Origin of the sequence: Pseudomonas paraveronii, from assembly GCF_963681955.1 — a bacterium.
GTDB classification, from domain to species: Bacteria; Pseudomonadota; Gammaproteobacteria; order Pseudomonadales; family Pseudomonadaceae; genus Aquipseudomonas; species Aquipseudomonas paraveronii.
Genome location: NZ_OY817130.1, coordinates 5,309,184 through 5,328,622 on the forward strand (window position 1 = coordinate 5,309,184; position 19,439 = coordinate 5,328,622).

Consider the following 19,439-nt stretch of genomic DNA (forward strand, 5'->3'; position numbering starts at 1 on the left):
CTGGCAGGACTTCATTCTGGCGAAAATGCCAAAAGCTAAACGCCGGAAAAGCCACCGCTTTTGTGCTCAATTGGACGAATGTGCAGGTCGCCAGGCTTGCTAATCTGCTGGCCTGATCGCTTCCCATGGAACCTGCAGCATGAATTCGTCTGCGCTGACCAATGCCCTACAACAACTGTCGCTGCTGGCCGAACAGGCCGAAGGCACCGGCACGCAACGTTTCGCCCCCGCCACGGGGTTTGCCGGCGAGTTGCAGTCGTCATTGCAGCGCATCAACCAGTTGCAACAGACCGCCACCCGCCAGTCCAACGCCTTCCAGGCCGGCAGTGAGGCGGTGTCGCTGAGCGATGTGATGGCCGATTCGCAAAAGGCCAGCGTGGCCTTCCAGATGGGCGTACAGGTGCGCAACCGCCTGCTCAGTGCCTATAAAGACGTGATGGCCATGCAGGTGTAAAAAACTTCGGCGCTTGCCTAAAGACGGGTCAGCCGTTTGCCGATGTTGGGTTCAACCGCACCCCATCGTGTGTGAACACAAACCAGGACAGGCATTCACATGGCAACCACGACCTCTACCACCTCCACTGCAAGCATCACTTCCCTGGGGGTCGGCTCCGGGCTGGACCTGGACAGCATCCTGACCAGCCTGGAGGAATCCAAGGAAGCCAGCCTGCTGACGCCGATCACCAACCAGGAAACCTCGGTCAATGCGGAAATATCCGCCTACGGCACCCTGACCAGCGCCCTGACCAAACTGCAAACGGCGGCAGAAGCACTGGCCGACTCGAGCTTGTATGAATCGTTGACCACCAGCCTGTCCGGCACCGGTGTCACCGCCGCCACCACCAGCAAAGCCGAAGCCGGCACCTATAAACTGGAAGTCACCCAACTGGCCCAGGCCCAAAGCCTGAGCACCAATGGTGTCGCCAGCAAGACCACCGCCCTGGGCACCGGCACCCTGACCCTGCAAGTGGGTACGGCGGACGCGGTGTCGATTACCCTGGACAGCAGCAACAACACCCTTGAAGGCATTCGTACCGCCATCAACGCCTCGGGGGCCGGCGTGACCGCCTCGATCGTCAACGATGGCAGCGACACGCCGTACCGCCTGGTGCTGACCTCTAACAGCACCGGCACCGAATCGGCAATGACCGTGACCTACACCGGCACCGACAGCACCGACCAGGCGTCCAGCCTGCTCGGCTACGACGGCAGCAGCGGCAACATGACCCAGACCGTGAAAGCGCTGGACGCCGAGCTGACCCTCAACGGCATCTCGATCACCAGCCAAAGCAACACCGTGGAGGGTGCACTGCAGGGCGTCACGCTGAACCTGTCCGCCACCAGCAGCTCGCAGACCCTGACGATTTCCCAGGACACCGACGCGATCTACGACGCCATCTCCACATTCGTCACCGCCTACAACAGCTACGTTTCCAGCGTGGATACCCTCACTGCCTACAATGCCGATTCCGACACCGCAGGCGAGTTGCTGGGCGACTCGACCACCCGCCGCATCAGCACGGAATTGAGCAGCGACCTGTACACCGCCATTGGCAGCGGCACCTTCAGTTACCTGTCGCAATTGGGTATTTCCCTGGAAGTCGATGGCACTCTGCTGGTTGACGAAGACACCCTGACCAGCGCCATCACCGACAACATCGACGCCGTGTCGGAGTTCTTTATCGGTACCGACGGCACCTCCGGCTTCATTGGCCAAATGACGGACGACCTCGACAACTACCTGGACGAAGACAGCGGCCTGATCGTCGCCAGGACCGACAGCCTGGAATCCAAACTGGTGCAACTTGAAGAGCGCTATGTCGAAAAGCAGGCGCTGATCGACTCCGAGATGGCGCGCTGGACCGACGAGTTCACCCAGCTCGACACCTTGATCTCGTCGCTCAACTCCACGTCCGATTACCTGACGACCCAGTTCGATGCGCTTAACAGCGACGATTGACGACCACACCCGGAGCAAATCAGATGAGTTCCCTTCGAGACGCGAATGCCTACGCCAGGGTGGGCGTGGAAAGCGGCATTTTGGCGGCCTCCCCTCACCAAAGAATCGTGATGCTCTTCGACAGCTACCAGGCGTCGATTCGTATCGCGCGCCTGCATATGCAGGCCGGCCATATCGCCGCAAAAGGCAAGGCCATCACCAAGGCAATCAATATCGTCAGCCAGGGTTTACGCGCCTCGCTGGACCTTGAGCAAGGAGGTGACATCGCTGTGCAACTCGACCAACTCTACGACTACGTGGTTCGTGTGCTGCTTCACGCAAACCTGAACAATGATGACACCGCACTGACCACGGCCGCGACGTTACTGGAAAACGTCGCCGCCGCCTGGCTGGCCATTGGTTCGCACATCGAGGAAGAGCGGTAGACATGATGCAAGCACAACTGATCGCCGCTTACGAACAACTGCTCGAACAATCCCAACGCCTGCTCGAATACGCCAAAAAAGCCGATTGGGATGGCATCTTCGCATTGAAGTCCCAGGGGCTGATCGACGCTGCTTACTTACGCCGCGCGCAGGACCAAGTTGATCTTGATGCGAGTGGTCAGCAATACAAGCTTGAACTACTCAGCCAGATCCTGGCGCTCGAAGAACAAGTAAATTGGTTTTTGCATACGCGACAAAATGACTTGGGCGAGCTGATGCAGATCAACCGCAAGAAGAGCGATTTGAACACCGCTTACCGAGCCTCATCCAATCAAGTGATACCAATAAGCCATTATTTGTATCGAAAAAAATAACAACCACTTACACGCTGCATCTACGCGAGACACATAAGTATGAAACCATCGATTATGTACAGTAAAGTAATGAAAACAGACAAGAAATAACATTCCTCAGTCTGTTATCGTACACACTACTTGATACTTTAGAAAAAATTAAAAAATTCGGTATTCACGGCCTGTGAGCACATGGCCGGGAGCATGGATAACCGAGTAACGCTACAACCAGGCATTCGTTGTACAACTATAAAAGCCTGACTTTAGTACTTGTCGATTTGCAGCACTGTCTGCCAGAGGTCGCACCATTAGGTGTGCCGAACTGTAGTACCCAACGGGAGGGGTGGAAAGTTGCCAAATACCAACACTGAGCTTGAAGACATCCAGGACCTGAATCTTTCGTATTTATTACTGGCCCAAAACCTATTGCGCAAAGACCGTGAGATCGCGATTTTTCGCCTGAAACTCAGCGAACAAATGGCTGACCTGCTGACCAAACTCAGCAGCAAGCAAATGACCCAACTGGCACGAGTCAACCAGTTGATTTGTCGCCCGGTGTTCGAAGAGACCGACCGCTTGTCCAGAGTGCTGGGTAACGCGCGCGAACTGGGCATGGTGGAAATTCACTCCGCACTGCTAATGGCCGCCGCTGAGCGCACGGGCGATTTGCGCATCGGGGAAGGCTGATCCATGTCAGACAAAAGCCTGGTCACCGAAATGCAGCAAGTGCAACTGGCAATCGAACTGATTGAACTGGGCGCACGGCTGCAGGTGCTGGAAACGGAAACGTCGCTGAGCCGAGGTCGATTGATCCGTCTCTACAAGGAAGTGCGCGGCGCCTCACCCCCCAAAGGCATGTTGCCCTTCTCCACCGACTGGTTCGTGACATGGCTGCCGAACATTCACTCGTCGCTGTTCTACGGTATCTATCGCAGCCTGATGGAAATCGGTGGGCACCGCATCGATGCCTTCGTCAAAGCCTATCGCCTGTACCTGGAGCAGGTGGGCGACCAGGAAGGAGAGCTGGTGCTAGGACTTACCCGCGCCTGGACCCTGGTGCGTTTTTTTGAAAGCGACATGCTTGAGCTGATCCGCTGCTCGTGCTGCTCCGGCGAATTCGTTGCCCATTCACACGCACCGGCGCAGCAGTATGTATGTGGAATTTGCCAGCCGCCTTCGCGGGCGGGCAAGACCTTGAAGCGCAGGGATATCGACGCACAACTGCTGATACGCAAGGCTTAAGTCGAACCGGATCAAATGTGGGAGGGGGCTTGCCCCCGATGAGGGAGTGTCAGTCAGTGATTGTTTGGCTGATCCACCCCAATCGGGGGCAAGCCCCCTCCCACATTTGATCCGGTTGTTCTTTAGAGGTATTTGAACAGGGACATCTTCAATACCCTTCATGCATTACCGGATCGACAACCCGCCCAGCCCTTGAGCTGTAAACCCCCTCCCACATTGGATCCGGTTGTTCTTTAGAGGTATTTGAACAGGGACCCTGCCCTTCATACATTACCGGATCGACAACCCGCCCAGCCCTTGAGCTGTAAACCCAATCCAATGTGGGAGGGGGCTTGCTCCGGTAAAGGATGTCTCCGTCCGTACACCCTGATGAGGGAGCGTCAGTCAGTGATTGTTTGGCTGATCCACCCCAATCGGGGGCAAGCCCCCTCCCACATTTGATCCGGTTGTTCTTTAGAGGTATTTGAACAGGGACATCTTCAATACCCTTCATGCATTACCGGATCGACAACCCGCCCAGCCCTTGAGCTGTAAACCCAATCCAATGTGGGAGGGGGCTTGCCCCCGATGAGGGAGTGTCAGTCAGTCATTGCTTGGCTGATCCACCCCCATCGGGAGCAAGCCCCCTTCCACATTGGATCTGTGGCGTTTTCAATTTCACCGTCTGCAAAAACTCCCTCAATTCGCCTCTCGCCGTTGCCGATATTCAGCAAGTCATCCATTGCTTGAATCTAAGGAACGACCACGTGCTCATCGTATCCGGGCTTATCGTTGTACTGTTATCGGTGTTCGGTGGCTTTGTCCTGTCCGGTGGCGCCCTTGGCCCGCTGTATCAACCCACCGAGTTGCTGATGATTGCCGGGGCCGGCGTCGGTGCGTTCATTGCCGCCAATAACGGCAAGGCCATCAGGGCCACGCTCAGTGCCGTGTCACGTTTCAAGCGCAGCGCCAAATACGACAAAACCTTGTACCTGGAGTTGATGGCCATGCTCTATGCCTTGCTGAGCAAGGCCCGCCGCGAAGGCATGCTCGCTCTGGAACGAGATATCGAAGAACCCGAGCAAAGCCCTATTTTCTCCCAATACCCACGGCTGGTAGCTGACCCGCTGATCATCCTGTTCATCACCGATTACCTGCGCCTACTGATCAGCAGTGCCATGCAGGCCCATGAACTTGACGAGTTGATGCTGCACGAGATCGAAGGCTTCGAACACGAAGCCCACTTGCCTGCCGATGCCCTCTACAAAGTCAGCGACGCCCTACCGGCCTTCGGCATCGTCGCGGCGGTGATGGGCGTGGTCAAAGCCTTGAGTGCGGTGAACGTCGGGCCGGATTTGATGGGCCAGATGATCGCCCATGCGCTGGTCGGTACGTTCCTGGGTATCTACCTGGCCTATGGGCTGGTCGCACCGCTGGCCAGCCGTATCGACCGGCAGGCCGCCGAGTCCGCCAAGATGCTGCAATGCATCCGCGTGACGCTGCTGGCCAGCGTGCAAGGCATGCCGCCGCAGTTGGCCGTGGAGTTCGGCCGCAAGGCGCTGCACACCAGCGAACGCCCTGGCGCCCTCGAACTGGAAACCTATGTGCGGGGTGGCAGCGGCCAGCCGGGAGTCGACTGAGCATGAGCGACCGACCGATCATCATCCGACGCAAAAAAGCCGCCCGGCACGCCCACCATGGCGGCGCCTGGAAGATTGCCTTTGCCGACTTCATGACCGCCCTGATGGCGCTGTTCCTGGTGCTGTGGGTGCTGTCCAACGCCAGCAAAAACGACAAGGACGCAATTGCCGAGTACTTCAGCACGCCGCTGCTGGTGGCCATGAGCAAAGGCGATCGCAGCACGTCCAGCACCAGCGCGATCCCCGGCGGCGGGCCTGACCAGCGCTTCTCCGAAGGCGAGCGCGCGCGCCAGACCACACGCCCTTCGCGTCTTTCCGGAGATGAACGGCGCCACCTGGAATCCCTCAAGCAGCGCCTGGACAGTGCAGTGGATCACGACCCGCAATTGCGCGAACTCAAGCAGCAGATCGCAATAGAACTGAGCCCCGAAGGCCTGCGCGTGCAGTTGCTGGATACCGACAAACGCCCGATGTTCGAGCTGGGCAGTGCCAACGTCGCGCCGTACCTGAGCAAGCTGCTCAAGACGTTCGCCCCGGTGCTCAACGAGTTGCCCAACCGCATTCAGATCAGCGGGCATACCGATAGCCACCCCTACCCTGGCGGCGATGCCGGCTACAACAATTGGGACCTGTCCGCCGACCGCGCCAAGGCCTCGCGCCAGGAACTGGTGAGCGGCGGCCTGGACTCCAACAAGCTGCTGCGCGTTTCCGGCATGGCCGACCGCATCCGCTTCCACGGCGCAGGCCCTTACGACGCCGCCAATCGCCGCATCGAAATCACCGTACTCGACAACCGTGTGGCCGAACGCATTCTGTCCCAGGATGAATACGGCCCGGCGGAACCATCCGCCCATTAGCGCGCGATTGTGCCGGGTGTTCGTGCGATCGGCGGCCGAGGCGCCTGCGCACAATAGCGGCTTTGACAGGTCGCGCGGGTTGCCGCAGGCGCCCGGAGAGCCATGGCCGAGACCAGCAGAGAAGACAAGACCGAAGCGGCAACGCCGCGACGGATCGAAAAGGCCCGCGAAGAAGGCCAGGTTGCACGTTCCCGTGAAATGAACACCTTTGTCATGCTGCTGGCCGGTATTGGCGGGCTGTGGCTGATGGGCGGCACCCTCTATGACAACCTTGGCCAGGTGATGGAACAGGCGTTGCTGTTCGAGCGCGCACAGCTGTTCGACACTGCGCGCATGCTCAGTACGCTGTGGACATTGAGCCAGATCGCGCTGCTGACATTGGCCCCGTTCTTCGCCCTGACGACCTTCGCCGCGCTCGCCGCACCGGCCCTGCTGGGTGGGCTGGTGATCACCCTGAAGGCCGTGCGCCCGCAGTTTTCCCGGGTCAACCCCATGAGCGGGCTGGCGCGCTTGTTCTCAGTGCAGGTGCTGGTGGAGTTGGCGAAGGCCATCGCCAAAGCCAGCCTGATCGGCACGGTGATCTACTTCTTTCTGCGCAGCCACATCGAGCAGTTGCTCAACCTGCCGCACATGCCCGCGCCAAAAGCCCTGGCCACCCTGCTGAGCCTGACCGCCAGCGCCTGCACGATGTGCGTCGCGGCACTGATTATCGTGGTGGGCATGGACGTGCCTTACCAATTATGGACTTACGCCAAGAACCTGCGCATGTCCAAGGAAGAGCAGCGCCAGGAACACAAGAACGCCGACGGCGACCCGCATATCAAGGCGAGGATTCGCCAGATGCAACAGGCCCGCGCGCGGCGCCGCATGATGAGCAAGGTGCCCAAGGCCGACGTGATCGTCACCAACCCCAGCCACTTCGCGGTGGCTTTGTCGTACCAGAAAGAAAAGAACGGCGCTCCCCGCGTGGTAGCCAAGGGCGCGGATGACGTGGCGCTGCGCATTCGCGAGATCGCCGCAGAACATCATCTGCCGATGCTGGAAGCACCGCCGCTGGCGCGGGCCCTGTATTTCCACGTCGACCTGGACCGCGAAATTCCCATCGAGCTGTACACCGTGGTCGCTGAAGTGGTGGCCTGGGCCATTCGCCTCAAGCGTGTCAGCGAACACGGCGGCGACCTGCCGCCGACCCCGGTGAACCTGACTGTACCGCCAGGCATGGACCAGCGTGGTCCGCGTACCCCGACACCTGAGGATGACCCGAACGCATGAAAGGCATGACCGATTTATTCGGCCCCGACTCCTGGCTGGCCACCACCGACCTCAAGATCATGACCGGCCCGGTGCTGATCGTGCTCATCCTGTCGATGATGATCCTGCCGCTGCCCACGTTCATCCTCGACCTGCTGTTCACCTTCAATATCGCCCTGGCGATCATGGTGCTGATGGTCAGCATGCTCACGGAAAAGCCCCTGGATTTCTCGGCGTTTCCCTCGGTGCTGCTGTTCACCACCTTGCTGCGCCTGTCGCTGAACGTGGCGTCCACACGGGTGATTTTGATGGAGGGCCACACCGGTCCCGACGCGGCCGGCAAGGTGATCGAAGCCTTCGGCGAATTCCTGGTGGGCGGCAACTTCGCCGTGGGCCTGGCGCTGTTCCTGATCCTGGTGACCATCAACTTCATGGTGATCACCAAAGGTGCCGGGCGTATCGCCGAAGTCGGCGCGCGCTTCACCCTCGACTCGATGCCCGGTAAGCAGATGGCGATCGACGCCGACCTCAACGCCGGCTTGATCGGCGAACCGCAAGCCCGCCAGCGGCGCAAGGAAGTCGCCCAGGAAGCTGACTTCTTCGGCTCCATGGACGGCGCCAGCAAGTTCGTGCGCGGTGACGCCGTGGCCGGGCTGGTGATTATGGGCGTGTGCATCATCGGTGGCCTGGCCATCGGTATCCTGCAGCACGGCATGGCCTTCTCCGATGCCGCCCACACCTACACCATGCTGACCATCGGCGACGGGCTGGTGGCGCAGATTCCCGGCCTGGTGATTTCGATTGCCGCCGGTGTCACGGTGTCGCGCGTGAACACTGAACAGGATGTTGGCCAACAGATGATGGGCCAACTGTTCAGCCGCCCGAAAGTGCTGATGATGACCGCCGGCGTGATGGGCCTGCTCGGGCTGGTACCGGGCATGCCCAACTTGGTGTTCCTGATCCTTACCGGGCTGCTGGCCGGGTTGGGCTGGTGGTTCTCCAAACAGGAGGAACTGGCCCCGGAAGGCTCCCCGGTGCAGACCCTGCTGCCCAAATCGGCCTCGCAAAGCAGCGAAGCCTCCTGGGACGATGTGCAGTTGGTCGACACCCTGAGCCTGCGTGTCGGCCATCGCCTGATCCAACTGGTGGATGCGCGCCAGCAAGGCGAGCTGATCACCCGGATCAAAAGCCTGCGCAAAAAATTCGCCCAGGACGTGGGCTTTTTGCCGCCGGTGGTGCATGTGCGCGACAAGTTGGAACTGGCCGCCAACACTTACATCATCAGCCTCAAGGGCGTGGAAATCGGCCGCGGCGAAGTGTTCCCCGGCAAGTGGCTGGCGATCAACCCCGGCAAGGTCACCCATGAGCTGGAAGGCACGCCGGCGGTGGACCCGGCGTTCGGGCTGCCGGCGATCTGGATCGAATCAAACCTGCGCGAGCACGGGCAGATCTATGGCTACACCGTGGTCGACGCCAGCACCGTGACCGCCACCCACCTCAACCACCTGCTGCATCAGCACGCCAAGGACATGCTTGGCCGTGGCGAAGTGCAGAAGCTGCTGGACAAGCTCGGCCCCGACAGCAAAGGCCTGGTCGACGAAGTGGTGCCCAAGCTGGTGTCGCTGACGGTGTTGCAGCGCGTGCTGCAGAACCTGCTCGAAGAAAACGTCTCGATCCGCGACATGCGCACCATCCTCGATGCCCTGGCTGAACACGGTGGCGTGCAACAACCGCCGGATGTGCAGGAACTGACGGCGGTAGTGCGCGTGGCCCTGGGACGCTCCATCGTCAATCAGCTGTTTGGCAACAAAACCGAACTGAAAGTGATCGGCCTGGACTTCAACCTGGAGCAGGTCTTGATGCAGGCGGTGGGCAATGGCGGCGCGCTGGAGCCGAGCCTGGCGGACAACCTGATGCAGCAGACCACCTTGACCCTCAAGCGTCAGGAAAACAGTAGCGAGCCGCCGGTGCTGGTGGTGCCCAACAAGCTGCGTCCGGTGCTGTCGCGCTTCCTGCGGCGGCGCCTGCGTCAGCTCACGGTGATTGCCCTGAGCGAAATACCCGACGACCGCACCCTGCGCATGACTAACGTGATCGGAGGCAAACCCAAGTGAGCACTCAACGATTTATCGGCGCCAACAGCCGCGAAGCCATGAACCAGGTACGCCTGGCCCTGGGTGAAGACGCGTTGATCCTGTCGAGCCGCATGACCGATGCCGGCGTGGAAATCCTGGCGCTGGCCGAAGAGCTGCCCGCGCCGGCCACGTCGGATTTCGCCGCGTTGAGTGAACGCCTGCTGAGTGAAATTCAGGCTATGCGCCAGTTGATCGATAGCCGGGGGAAACCCTCGCCCTTGCTCAAATGGCTGCTCGATGCCGGCTTCAGCGCCAGCCTCAGCCAGGAGTTGCTGGGCCACAGCCCGCCGCCGCTGCCCGATGCCACACCGGCACGGCTCAAGACCTGGCTGATGCAACGGCTGGACAACCAACTGAACCAACTGGCCGATGAAGCCGAGTTATTCAACGAGCCCACCGTCATTGCCCTGGTCGGCCCCACCGGCGTGGGCAAGACCACCACCACCGCCAAGCTGGCGGCGCGTTATGTCATGCGCCATGGCCCCGACCAGGTGGCATTGGTCAGCACCGACAGCTTTCGGATCGGTGCCCACGAACAACTGCGCATTTATGCGCAACTGCTGGGGGTCGAGTTGCACACCCTGGAGCCTGATGCGCCGCTTGGCCCGCTGCTGGGCGGGCTGGCCGACAAGCGCCTGGTGCTCATCGACACCGTCGGCATGAGCCAGCGCGACGCACGCCTGGTGACGCAAATCCATCAACTGGGCGGCAGTGGTCGCGCGGTGCGCCTGATGCTGGTGCTCAACGCCGCCAGCCATGGCGATACCCTCGATGAAGTGCTGCACACCTACCGCGAAGCCGCACACGCCGCCGGTTGCCGCCTGGACGACTGCATCGTCAGCAAGTGCGATGAGGCTGCGCGGCTTGGACCGGTACTGGATACGTTGATTCGACACGACTTGCGGCTGAACTATTTGTCGACGGGCCAGCAAGTGCCGGAAGACCTGCAATTGCCCGGCACGTCGAACTTTTTGCAGCAAGCGCTGGATACGTCCCGGCCTTCGCGGTTTGCCTCAGCCCCCGGCACGTCGACGAGCCAACGCTTGAATGCGCTGGTGCGCGGGTTGATGGGGCAGCGCAAGGCGCTGTTGGCGTTGCGCGACAGCCTGATCGCGCACGTCGAGGGCTTCGGCCCGTTGCTCGACGCCTGGCCGTTGATGGCGTTACCGGCGGCGCAGCAACCTGCGGCCTGGGACGCGTTTATCCGCGCGCAAGAACCCTGCGCGCCCGTTGCCGCGGTGTGGGTCACCGCGACCCAGAGCAGCCAGCGCGTGGTGTATCGAGGTGAACGCCAACGCCTGGGCAACCTGGCCGGGCACGCTGAAGCCTTCGGCATCCGCGAGTTGCGTTACCGCAACCGCACTGCGCGACTGACCTTAAGCCATCTGCCGGTGGTGCTCAAAAATGCCCCCGCGCGCGCCTGGTTCGGCACCTTGCAAGACAGCCACAGCGGTCAACACTTGGGCCAACGCTACTGGCTGAGCGTGGAATCGCAAGGGTTGAAGGAACAGGCCGCCAACCTCCTGCTGCAGTTGAAGCACGATGAACTGACCAGCCTGACCGCACGCGGCAAGACGCAGTTACTCGCCATGTCTGCGCATCTGCACGCCGAACTGCGCCTGTACCTGGCCGCCGGGCTCGCCGCCAGCGCCATGCGCCTGGCCAACGCCAGTGACGATTGGGCTTTCCAGGCCCGCACGCAACTGCTTGGCCTGCTGCCGAAAAAAACCAGGGGCCATACCGGTGAAATCCTCGAAGGCTTGCTGCACTTGTCCGCCGTCACGGGCAGCCTCTGAGCATGCACGACCAGGCCAGCGGCCTGCGCCACTGGGCCAGGCAACAACAGGCTCCGGTCGTGGATCGCACCCTGATGCTATTCGGCGCGGCACAAGCGACCGTCCAGGCGCACAAAACCCTGGAGCGTTGGCACGGCCAAGGTCATCGCTGGGTCGGCGACCCCGCGCGCTGGCGCGTTCAGGCTGTGGATAACTATCACCGCGATCTGCCCGAGCGCTGGAGCGTGTGGGTCGACAGCGACCTGGGTGCCTTCTGCCGCACGTTCAGCGCGTTGAGCCTGTTACGCGAACAGGGTGGCCCCGCGCAGGTATTGGCGCTGCACACCGGTTTTTCCCAGCAGGGCCTGCTGAACAATTTGCGCGAGGCTGCGCAGCGGTATCTGGGGATGCGGTTGTTGTTGATCGATGAGACTCGCACATCCTGAGAACACCGTAGCGGCGTTGTCCTGCCGACCACATTTCATTCCATTCACCGTGGGCTAAGCAGCGAATACGTCACCTGGCACACACCTGTTCCGCGCTTAAGCGGCCAGGACCAGCGGTAATAATCCCGTGGATTTTCTGTCTTTCGCAGGCGCGCACGATGTATACGGCACAGGGCAAGATTAACCAGCAGGAAGTCCTCCAGCAGTACCTCCCGATGGTCCGGCGCCAGGCACTGGGGTTGAAGACCCGGCTGCCTTCCAATATTGAACTGGACGACTTGATTCAAGCCGGCAGCATCGGTCTGCTCGATGCCATGACGCGGTATGACTTGAGCGTCGGCGCGACGTTCGCCACCTTCGCTTCGCAACGTATTCGCGGGGCGATGATTGACGAACTGCGCACCCGCGACTGGGTGCCCCGCAGCGTGCGCCGCAACGCGCGGGCCGTGGAAGACGCCATGCACCGCGTGGAACAGAACCTGGGGCGTCCGGCCCGGGAACGGGAAGTGGCGTCGGCCATGGGCCTCACGCTGGAGCAATACCAGAAGGTGCTCGATGACACGAACGGCAGCCAGATGCTGCCCTTTGACGACGTGGATGAAGAGCACAGCGAAGACGCCAGTTCGCGGCTGCGCACGCCCTTCGCCGAACTGATCAACGACCGCAACCGTGCCAACCTCACTCGGGCCATTGACGCCCTGCCTGCGCGCGAACGCCTGCTGCTCGCGCTGTGTCACCACGAGAAACTCAACCTGCGCGAGATTGGCGTGGTGCTGGAAGTGAGCGAATCGCGTGTGTGCCAATTGCATGCCCAGGCCATTGCCCGGCTGCAGGCCAGAATGAAGGAATAGACCGCGCCTGCGGTGGTGGCGAGGGAGCACGCGCCCTCGCCACACATTTCCTCACCCCTCGGCGTATGCCACCTCGTTATAGCTTGCGATCAGCCAGGTCAACTGCTCACGCGGCAGGTGCATCATCGGCTGCAGATCGAACCGCGCCATACGCCCGACAAACTCGGTAGGCGCCAACAGCCGTTCGATCACATGGTAGTGCGGGCGGTCCAGGTAGTCGTCGAACAACACGATGATCGGCTTGGTCGCCCGCAAGTAAGCGGTGACAAAGCAGGCGATGCGGAAACGCCCATCGATCAGAATCACATCGGGTTGCTCGAAGAAGGGCTCATCCCAGACCTTCAGCGGGTAAGTGTGGAACTTCTTCCAGTGTCGGGCGTTCTTCGGCCGCGCCCATTTACCGGTCTCGCCTACATCCACCGCGTAAATCCGTGGCCGCGAGGGCAGCGTGGCATTGGCAATCCAGGTTTGCATGTCCTCGGCCCAGCGGGCGTCGTTCTCCACCGAGATCACGGTTTTGTCCGGCATGCTGGCGGCCAGTAGGGTGGAACCGCCGCTGCCGTATTCCAGGATCACTGAGGCCTGGGTATAGAGCGTCTTCACATAGGCGGCCACTTCTGCCGGGAAGGTCACTTGGGGCGCCTGCATCGGTGCCCGGGGCAGTTCGAGCGGTTGCGGCATGGTGCTCGGGTTCTGGCAGTGCTTGAGGTACTGCGCGGCCAGGTCGCTATCGATGGTGTTGAGCAGTTGCGTCGCCATATCAAAGGCGGCGTAGACCGTGTGCAGCACAAAGGCCAGCTTCAGGCGCTGGTTATCGGACAGTGCTGCCATGCGTGTCGCATCCGGCAAAAACAGTGCATCGGCACACACCAGGTGGGAAGCACGCAATTGATCCAGGCTTTGCCCTTCGCTCGGATGGCTGATGTGCTGCAGGTTATTGAGCCGGTAAAAACTGAACCCGCGCCGGGCCAGGCACCGGCTGATCAAGCCCACATCGGCTTGCTGATCATGCGTCGGTGCGAAGTTGACCCGCGCTTGCACCAACAGCGTATCGGCGAGGGTGCGTTGGCCATGTTCGATCACGGCCAGGCTGTCGTTGAGGTTGTCGAGCAACAGCCAGTCCACCGACGGCAAGCCGTTGATCGCATCCAGCTTGAGCGTGGGCACCGCCAGTTTGGCCAGTACTGCGGACGCCGCCAGCGGCGCCAGGGTGGCGCTCATGGCCGGATCGAGGCAGGCGTAGAGCGTGGCGGGCTGACCATTGCCCAGCGCCGCATGGGGGTAGTAATGCAACTCACCCAATTGCGCCAGTTGTCGGGCGTTGTCGATACGGCTGGCGGGGTCAAAAGCCACCGTGGAAAACGCCGCCATTTTTTGCAGCGCGACAAACTGCGCCGATGCGATCAGCGTGCTGCCGTGGTCCAGGGTCACCACTTTGCCCTGGAACTTGAAGCCAAAGCCCTCGTCCCTGGCCGGCGCCACCGGGTGCTGAAGCACCACGCTTGCGGCCTCCCCCTCAAACCTGGCCAGCCCTTGCGGGCTCAACGTCAGGGCGGCAGCCGGCTTGCCCTCGCAGTAGCGCTGCCAGATGGCACGCATGGCGGTGCCGAAGTGGTTGGCGAAACGCTGGCTGTCACACACCGGCGAGCCCATCAGCACCTCGCGCAGATGGCTGCGGATACGCGCCAGGCTGTCCAGGTCACTGCCCAACTCGATGACGCGCTGCTGGTATTGCGTCCAACTATGCACCACCAACTCCGGCAGGCCGGCGTTGACCAAATGGGTGGCCGAGTGGCGCCCGGCGAAGGTCGGCCCGGGGAAGGTGACCACCGGTACGCCCATCAATAAGGCTTCGCAGGTGGTAAGGCCGCCGGAATAGGGCCAGGGATCAAGCGCGATATCGATGCGGCTGTAGGTTTCCAGCAGGGTCTTGTGCCCCACCGGACCTTCGATCAGCACCCGCTCCTGGGCGATGCCGTGGGCAGCCATAACGCCGTGCACATGGGCACGCAATTCAGCGTTGCCGAAGGCGCCCCCCTTGAGCAACAGCCGCGAACCGGGCGTAGCGCGCATCAACTCGGCCCAGCGTGCCAACAGCACATCGTTGACCTTGGTCGGGTTATTGAAGCAGCCGTAGGTGACAAAACCGTTGGTCAACGCCGGCAGGGGCTTGATGTCCGGCGTGTAGGGCGGCGGGTCGTAGCAAATATAGTCATCGGGCAAGCGGATGAGCTTTTCGGTGTAGAACGCGTCCTCCCCCTCCGGCGACTCGATGCGGTCGGTCAACAGGTAGTCGATGGCGCTAACGCCTGTGGTGTTGATCAGGCCACCGACCCATTTCACCAGCAAGGGCGCCGGCTGCAGCGCCATGGTGCGCATGCGGTTGCCGGCGTTATGACCACAGAGGTCAATCAGGATATCGATGCGGTCATCGCGGATGCGCTGGGCCAGCGTGAGGTCGTCCATATGCTTGATCGCCAGCCATTGCTGCACCGACGCCTGGATGCGCCGGGTCAGGTGGTCGCACACCTGACTGGTGCTGTAGGCGAACAACTGGAACTGATGACGCGGCAGTTTTTCCAGCACGCCCACGATCATATTGCCCACCGGGTGCTGGCGCAGGCCGTCGGATACCAGGCCGATACGCAAGCAACGGTCGGGGGCGCGGTCGAGCACTTCGGGGCGCGGCGGCACGGCTTTGGGGCCGAAGCGCGATTGCCATTCCTTGCACACCTCGAAGATAAAGTCGCGGCTGCGCTCGGGGTCGTAGTGCAGCGAGGTCAGGCGGTTGGAGTACGGCAGCACGTCCTTGCGCTTGGCCAGCGTCACGGCCTTTTGGTAATAGGTGTCGGCCGTGGCCAGTTGACCGATGTCCTTGTACAGGTTGGCCGCATTGTTCCAGTGGCTGTAATCGCCAGGTTCGCGTTCGATCAGCTTGTCGAACACGACGATGGCTTCGCCGTGGCGTTCCAGGCGATTGAGGATCAAGCCTTTGCGCGAGAGCATATGACAGTCATGGGGCGTCAACGCCAGTGCCTGATCGATATGCGACAGGGCGTTGGCGAACTGGCCTTTTTCGAAATACAGCGTGGCCAGGCGGTGATGCCCGGCGGCGAAATCCGGGTTGATGCCCAGCGCCTTGAGGACAAGTTCAAGGGCGCGATCTGCCTGGCCGAGCTTTTGCGCGGCCTTGGCCACCAGCTCCAATGCCTGAGGTTCATTGGGCAGCAACTGCAAGGCGTGCTCGAAACTGCTCAGCGCTTGCTCGGGATCACTGTGCAGTTGCTGATGGCCCAAGTCTTTCCACACCTTTGGGTCATGGGGGCGTTGCTCGCTGCGCCGTCGCGCCTGGGCAAGCGTAGGGGCAGCAGGATGGCTGGGAGAGCCGGGGCGCGGGGATCTGGGCATTCAGGAGCAGCCTTGTGCAAAGAGATTCTGAGCGAAATGCTATCGCGCCACCCTCCCCGCCAAAGCCCGGATAAACCCACCTCAATGCCGCAATTACCAAAGATTGTGCAGCGAACGCGCACAAAAAAGGGGCTCAGCGTGAGCTGGCCCCTTCGTACCGCGCGGTTGCGATTATTGCAGCAGCGACAGCATTTGCTCCGGCATGGAGTTGGCTTGGGCCAATACCGACGTACCGGCCTGTTGCAGGATCTGGGCGCTGGTCATGGCTGACACTTCGGTGGCGTAGTCCACGTCCTGGATACCCGAACGGGCGGAGGTCAGGTTAGTGGTCGTGGTGGAAATGTTAGTGATCGCCGAGTCGAAACGGTTTTGCACCGCACCCAGGTCCGAACGCATCGAGTCCACCGTGTTCAGGGCGTTGTCGAGGGTGGTCAGGGTGCTGGTGGACTTCTTGGTCACCGCATTCTCGGTGTCGATGCTGATGCTGGCCGAGGTGGTAGTGCCGCTGGTGGTCAGGGTCACTTCCGCCGCGTAGGTCTTGCCGCCCACGGTCAGGAAGTAGTCGCCGTCGGCGTCGGCGGACAGCGTGCCGCCGGTGACCGTGGTACCAGACTTGTCGACATAGCTGGTGTTGGTCGACGTGATCGCGGTGCCCGAGGAATCCGACAGGGTGCTGGCGGTCAGGGTGGTGTCATAGCCGTTCACGTTGAAGCTCTCCAGGCCCAGGGTCTTGGCATTGATTTCGCTGAGCTTGATGTCGATGGTTTCGCCATCGTTGGCGCCGACCTGGATGGTGATGGTCTGGTCTTTGGACAGCACGTCCACGCCGTTGAACGCGGTTTGCGAGGAGATACGGTCGATCTCGTCCAGACGCTGGGTGATCTCGTCCTGGATCGATTGCAGGTCGGACTGGGAGTTGGTGCCGTTGGACGCTTGCACCGACAGCTCACGGATGCGCTGCAGGTTGTCGTTCACCTGGTCCAGCGCGCCTTCGGTGGTCTGCGCCAGGGAGATGCCGTCGCTGGCGTTACTGCTCGCCTGCGACAGGCCGGTGATCTGCGAGGTCATGCGGTTGGCAATCGCCTGGCCTGCGGCGTCATCGGATGCGCTGTTGATTTTCAGGCCCGACGACAAGCGCTCGATCGAGGTGCTCAGGCTGTTCTCCGAGGAGTTCAGGTTTTGTTGAGCGATCATGGACGTGATGTTGGTATTGATAACTGACATGGTGCAGTTCCTTTTCGTGGGTGAGCCGCTTGGGACAGATTCAGGGCCCGGCGTCGATGCAATCACCGCCGTTGCCGTACAGACAAACCGAACATCGGCGATCCGATCAGCCGTCTTTAGGCAACCCCCAAAAAAATTTGCGCAGCCGTCCGATTTCGCCACGCAAAGTGCCTGTATTAGCCGATTTGAATCAGCACCCACCGCGTTATAAAGCCTGCCTTGGCCCACAACAGGAGTGCTGCATGAACCCCTCAACCCTGATCGGCATGCTCGCCAGCCTGCTACTGCTGGCGGTGCTGCTCATGTTCAGCGCGCAACAACCCGGCTTGTTCATTGACCTGCCGGCCCTCGGCATTGTGGTGGTCGGCACCTTTGCCGCGACCTTCATCAGCTACCCGCTGCGCGAAGTGCTGCACATCTTCAGCCTGATCAAGACCGTGGTGCGTCACGAGCGCGAATACACCCAGGAAGACATCGACGAACTGGTGAGCCTGTCGCGCCTGTGGATCGACGGCGACCTGCGCGCGGTGGAGGACGTCCTCGACCGGGTGAAGAACCCCTTCCTGCGCTCCGGCGTGCAACTGGTGATCGACAAGACACCACTGGACGACATCCTCGACCTGCTGCAGTGGCGCATCGCGCGGCTGCGTGCCAAGGAACACGCCGAGGCCCAGCTGTTCCGGGTCATGGCCAGCTATGCGCCGGCCTTCGGCATGCTCGGTACCCTGGTGGGGCTGGTGAACCTGATGTTCGTGCTGGGCGACGGTGACATGGTGACCATCGGCCGACAAATGGCCGTGGGCCTGATGACCACGCTCTACGGCGTGTTGCTGGCCAACCTGCTGTGCAAACCGGTGGCGGTGAAACTGGAACGCCGCACCGAACAGCGCGTGGTGGTGATGAACATGGTGCTGCAAGGCGTGGCGATGATGGCCAACAAACGCAGCCCAGGGCTGATGCGTGAAACCTTGAAGTCGTTCGTGGCCCACTACCAGAACGACTTGCGCGAGGAACCGTTGCGCCCGGCGCGCACCCTGATTGCGCTGAAGTGGAAAACCCGGGCATGACAGCCATCACCCGCAACCAGGCTGCCGCGATCGCCAGCGGCACGCTGCCCGTAGAAGATCCAGGTGGCGAAACCTGGATGATGACCTACCTGGACATGATGACCCTGCTGCTGGTGATGACCATGGCCATGCTGGCGTTGGCCGGCAAGAGCCATGAGCTTGCGCGGCACAGTGCCAAGCTCACTGTAGCCCCCGTTTTTAGTGCAAAAAGCCTGACCTCGATAGACCCGCCGGGCGCGTTGTTGCGGGTACATCAGGCGCCGGCACCCGTGGTGGAAGCTGAGCCCGAACCCGTCGTCGCCGTTGAGCCCGAGCCCGAGCCCGTCACTGTGGTTGAGCCCGAGCCGCCCAAGCCCACGACGCAAGACCTGCTCAACGAACTGCCACTGGACAAGCTGGGCAATGACATCGAAGTGGTCACCAACGACAGCAGTGTGAGCTTTCGGATCAGCAGCGAAATCCTGTTCCCTTCCGGCCAGTCCGACCTCAGCCTGGGCGGCCTCGCCGTGCTGCGCAAGCTGATCCCTGTACTCGACAGCGTGCCGCACAAAATCATCGTCGCCGGCCATACCGACCCCCAAGACATCCGCAACTCGCGCTTCCCCTCCAACTGGGAGCTCTCCGGCGCCCGCGCCGGCAGCGTAGTCCGCTACTTGCAAAGCAACGGCATCCAGCCCAACCGCCTCGCCGCCATCGGCTATGCCGACACCCGTCCCCTGGCCGACAACGCCCTCGCCGAAGGCCGCGCCCGCAACCGCCGCGTGGAACTGATCCTGGAGCGCTGACGCGTGGGTCTTTTTTTTCCGACGCAGAACAGTGATCATCG

17 protein-coding genes are annotated in these 19,439 nt (G+C 61.4%); 15 read left to right on the plus strand and 2 right to left on the minus strand.

Going from position 1 to position 19,439, the window contains the following annotated elements; genetic code table 11:
• Positions 1–139: 139 nt before the first annotated feature.
• The 13 genes from fliE to U5A08_RS24570 all read left to right on the plus strand — a co-directional run bounded on the left by fliE (position 140) and on the right by U5A08_RS24570 (position 12,914).
• The gene (fliE, locus tag U5A08_RS24510; RefSeq protein WP_253398833.1) at positions 140–454 is read left to right on the plus strand and encodes a flagellar hook-basal body complex protein FliE; all 315 of its coding nucleotides are present in this window, start codon (positions 140–142) and stop codon (positions 452–454) included.
• Between the two features lie 99 nt (positions 455–553).
• Positions 554–1,960, plus strand: coding sequence for a flagellar filament capping protein FliD (fliD, locus tag U5A08_RS24515; RefSeq protein ID WP_253398835.1), 1,407 nt, complete (start codon positions 554–556; stop codon positions 1,958–1,960).
• Between the two features lie 23 nt (positions 1,961–1,983).
• Entirely contained in the window at positions 1,984–2,385 is a 402-nt protein-coding gene (gene fliS / locus U5A08_RS24520; RefSeq protein ID WP_253398837.1) for a flagellar export chaperone FliS, read from the plus strand.
• Positions 2,386–2,387: 2 nt separating this feature from the next.
• A complete protein-coding gene (gene fliT / locus U5A08_RS24525) occupies positions 2,388–2,759 on the plus strand; it encodes a flagellar protein FliT (protein ID WP_247402832.1) in 372 nt (123 codons plus the stop codon).
• Between the two features lie 330 nt (positions 2,760–3,089).
• Positions 3,090–3,425, plus strand: coding sequence for a flagellar transcriptional regulator FlhD (gene flhD / locus U5A08_RS24530; protein ID WP_247402829.1), 336 nt, complete (start codon positions 3,090–3,092; stop codon positions 3,423–3,425).
• A gap of 3 nt (positions 3,426–3,428) precedes the next feature.
• Positions 3,429–3,980, plus strand: a complete 552-nt coding sequence (gene flhC / locus U5A08_RS24535) for a flagellar transcriptional regulator FlhC (RefSeq protein ID WP_247402826.1) — start codon at positions 3,429–3,431, stop codon at positions 3,978–3,980.
• A 746-nt stretch (positions 3,981–4,726) separates the two neighbouring features.
• Positions 4,727–5,599, plus strand: coding sequence for a flagellar motor stator protein MotA (gene motA, locus U5A08_RS24540; protein ID WP_253398840.1), 873 nt, complete (start codon positions 4,727–4,729; stop codon positions 5,597–5,599).
• Between the two features lie 2 nt (positions 5,600–5,601).
• On the plus strand, positions 5,602–6,456 hold the full coding sequence (motB, locus tag U5A08_RS24545; protein ID WP_253398841.1) for a flagellar motor protein MotB: 855 nt from the start codon (positions 5,602–5,604) through the stop codon (positions 6,454–6,456).
• A 102-nt stretch (positions 6,457–6,558) separates the two neighbouring features.
• The gene (gene flhB, locus U5A08_RS24550) at positions 6,559–7,728 is read left to right on the plus strand and encodes a flagellar biosynthesis protein FlhB (protein ID WP_253398843.1); all 1,170 of its coding nucleotides are present in this window, start codon (positions 6,559–6,561) and stop codon (positions 7,726–7,728) included.
• The gene (flhA, locus tag U5A08_RS24555) at positions 7,725–9,821 is read left to right on the plus strand and encodes a flagellar biosynthesis protein FlhA (protein WP_373423736.1); all 2,097 of its coding nucleotides are present in this window, start codon (positions 7,725–7,727) and stop codon (positions 9,819–9,821) included. The genes flhB and flhA overlap by 4 nt, the downstream gene beginning before the upstream one ends.
• Positions 9,818–11,638 carry a flagellar biosynthesis protein FlhF gene (locus U5A08_RS24560; RefSeq protein ID WP_321848959.1) on the plus strand — a complete coding sequence of 607 codons (1,821 nt, stop codon included), beginning with the start codon at positions 9,818–9,820 and terminating at the stop codon, positions 11,636–11,638. The genes flhA and U5A08_RS24560 overlap by 4 nt, the downstream gene beginning before the upstream one ends.
• Before the next feature lie 2 nt (positions 11,639–11,640).
• Positions 11,641–12,063, plus strand: coding sequence for a hypothetical protein (locus tag U5A08_RS24565; RefSeq protein ID WP_253398847.1), 423 nt, complete (start codon positions 11,641–11,643; stop codon positions 12,061–12,063).
• Between the two features lie 158 nt (positions 12,064–12,221).
• Positions 12,222–12,914 (plus strand): RNA polymerase sigma factor FliA, encoded by a 693-nt coding sequence (locus U5A08_RS24570; RefSeq protein ID WP_247396090.1) that lies wholly within the window; start codon positions 12,222–12,224, stop codon positions 12,912–12,914.
• Positions 12,915–12,965: 51 nt separating this feature from the next.
• Here U5A08_RS24570 and U5A08_RS24575 read toward each other — a convergent pair whose 3' ends face one another.
• Together U5A08_RS24575 and U5A08_RS24580 are read right to left on the minus strand one after the other, a co-directional pair.
• Positions 12,966–16,322, minus strand: a complete 3,357-nt coding sequence (locus tag U5A08_RS24575) for an O-linked N-acetylglucosamine transferase, SPINDLY family protein (protein WP_321848960.1) — start codon at positions 16,320–16,322, stop codon at positions 12,966–12,968.
• A gap of 171 nt (positions 16,323–16,493) precedes the next feature.
• On the minus strand, positions 16,494–17,546 hold the full coding sequence (locus U5A08_RS24580) for a flagellin N-terminal helical domain-containing protein (protein WP_253398851.1): 1,053 nt from the start codon (positions 17,544–17,546) through the stop codon (positions 16,494–16,496).
• Positions 17,547–17,788: 242 nt separating this feature from the next.
• On the opposite strand from U5A08_RS24580, the gene U5A08_RS24585 reads away from it, so the two are divergent.
• Together U5A08_RS24585 and U5A08_RS24590 are read left to right on the plus strand one after the other, a co-directional pair.
• The gene (locus U5A08_RS24585) at positions 17,789–18,613 is read left to right on the plus strand and encodes a motility protein A (protein ID WP_253398853.1); all 825 of its coding nucleotides are present in this window, start codon (positions 17,789–17,791) and stop codon (positions 18,611–18,613) included.
• Positions 18,610–19,398 carry an OmpA family protein gene (locus U5A08_RS24590; protein ID WP_321848961.1) on the plus strand — a complete coding sequence of 263 codons (789 nt, stop codon included), beginning with the start codon at positions 18,610–18,612 and terminating at the stop codon, positions 19,396–19,398. Before U5A08_RS24585 ends, U5A08_RS24590 begins: the two co-directional genes overlap by 4 nt.
• Positions 19,399–19,439 lie beyond the last annotated feature (41 nt).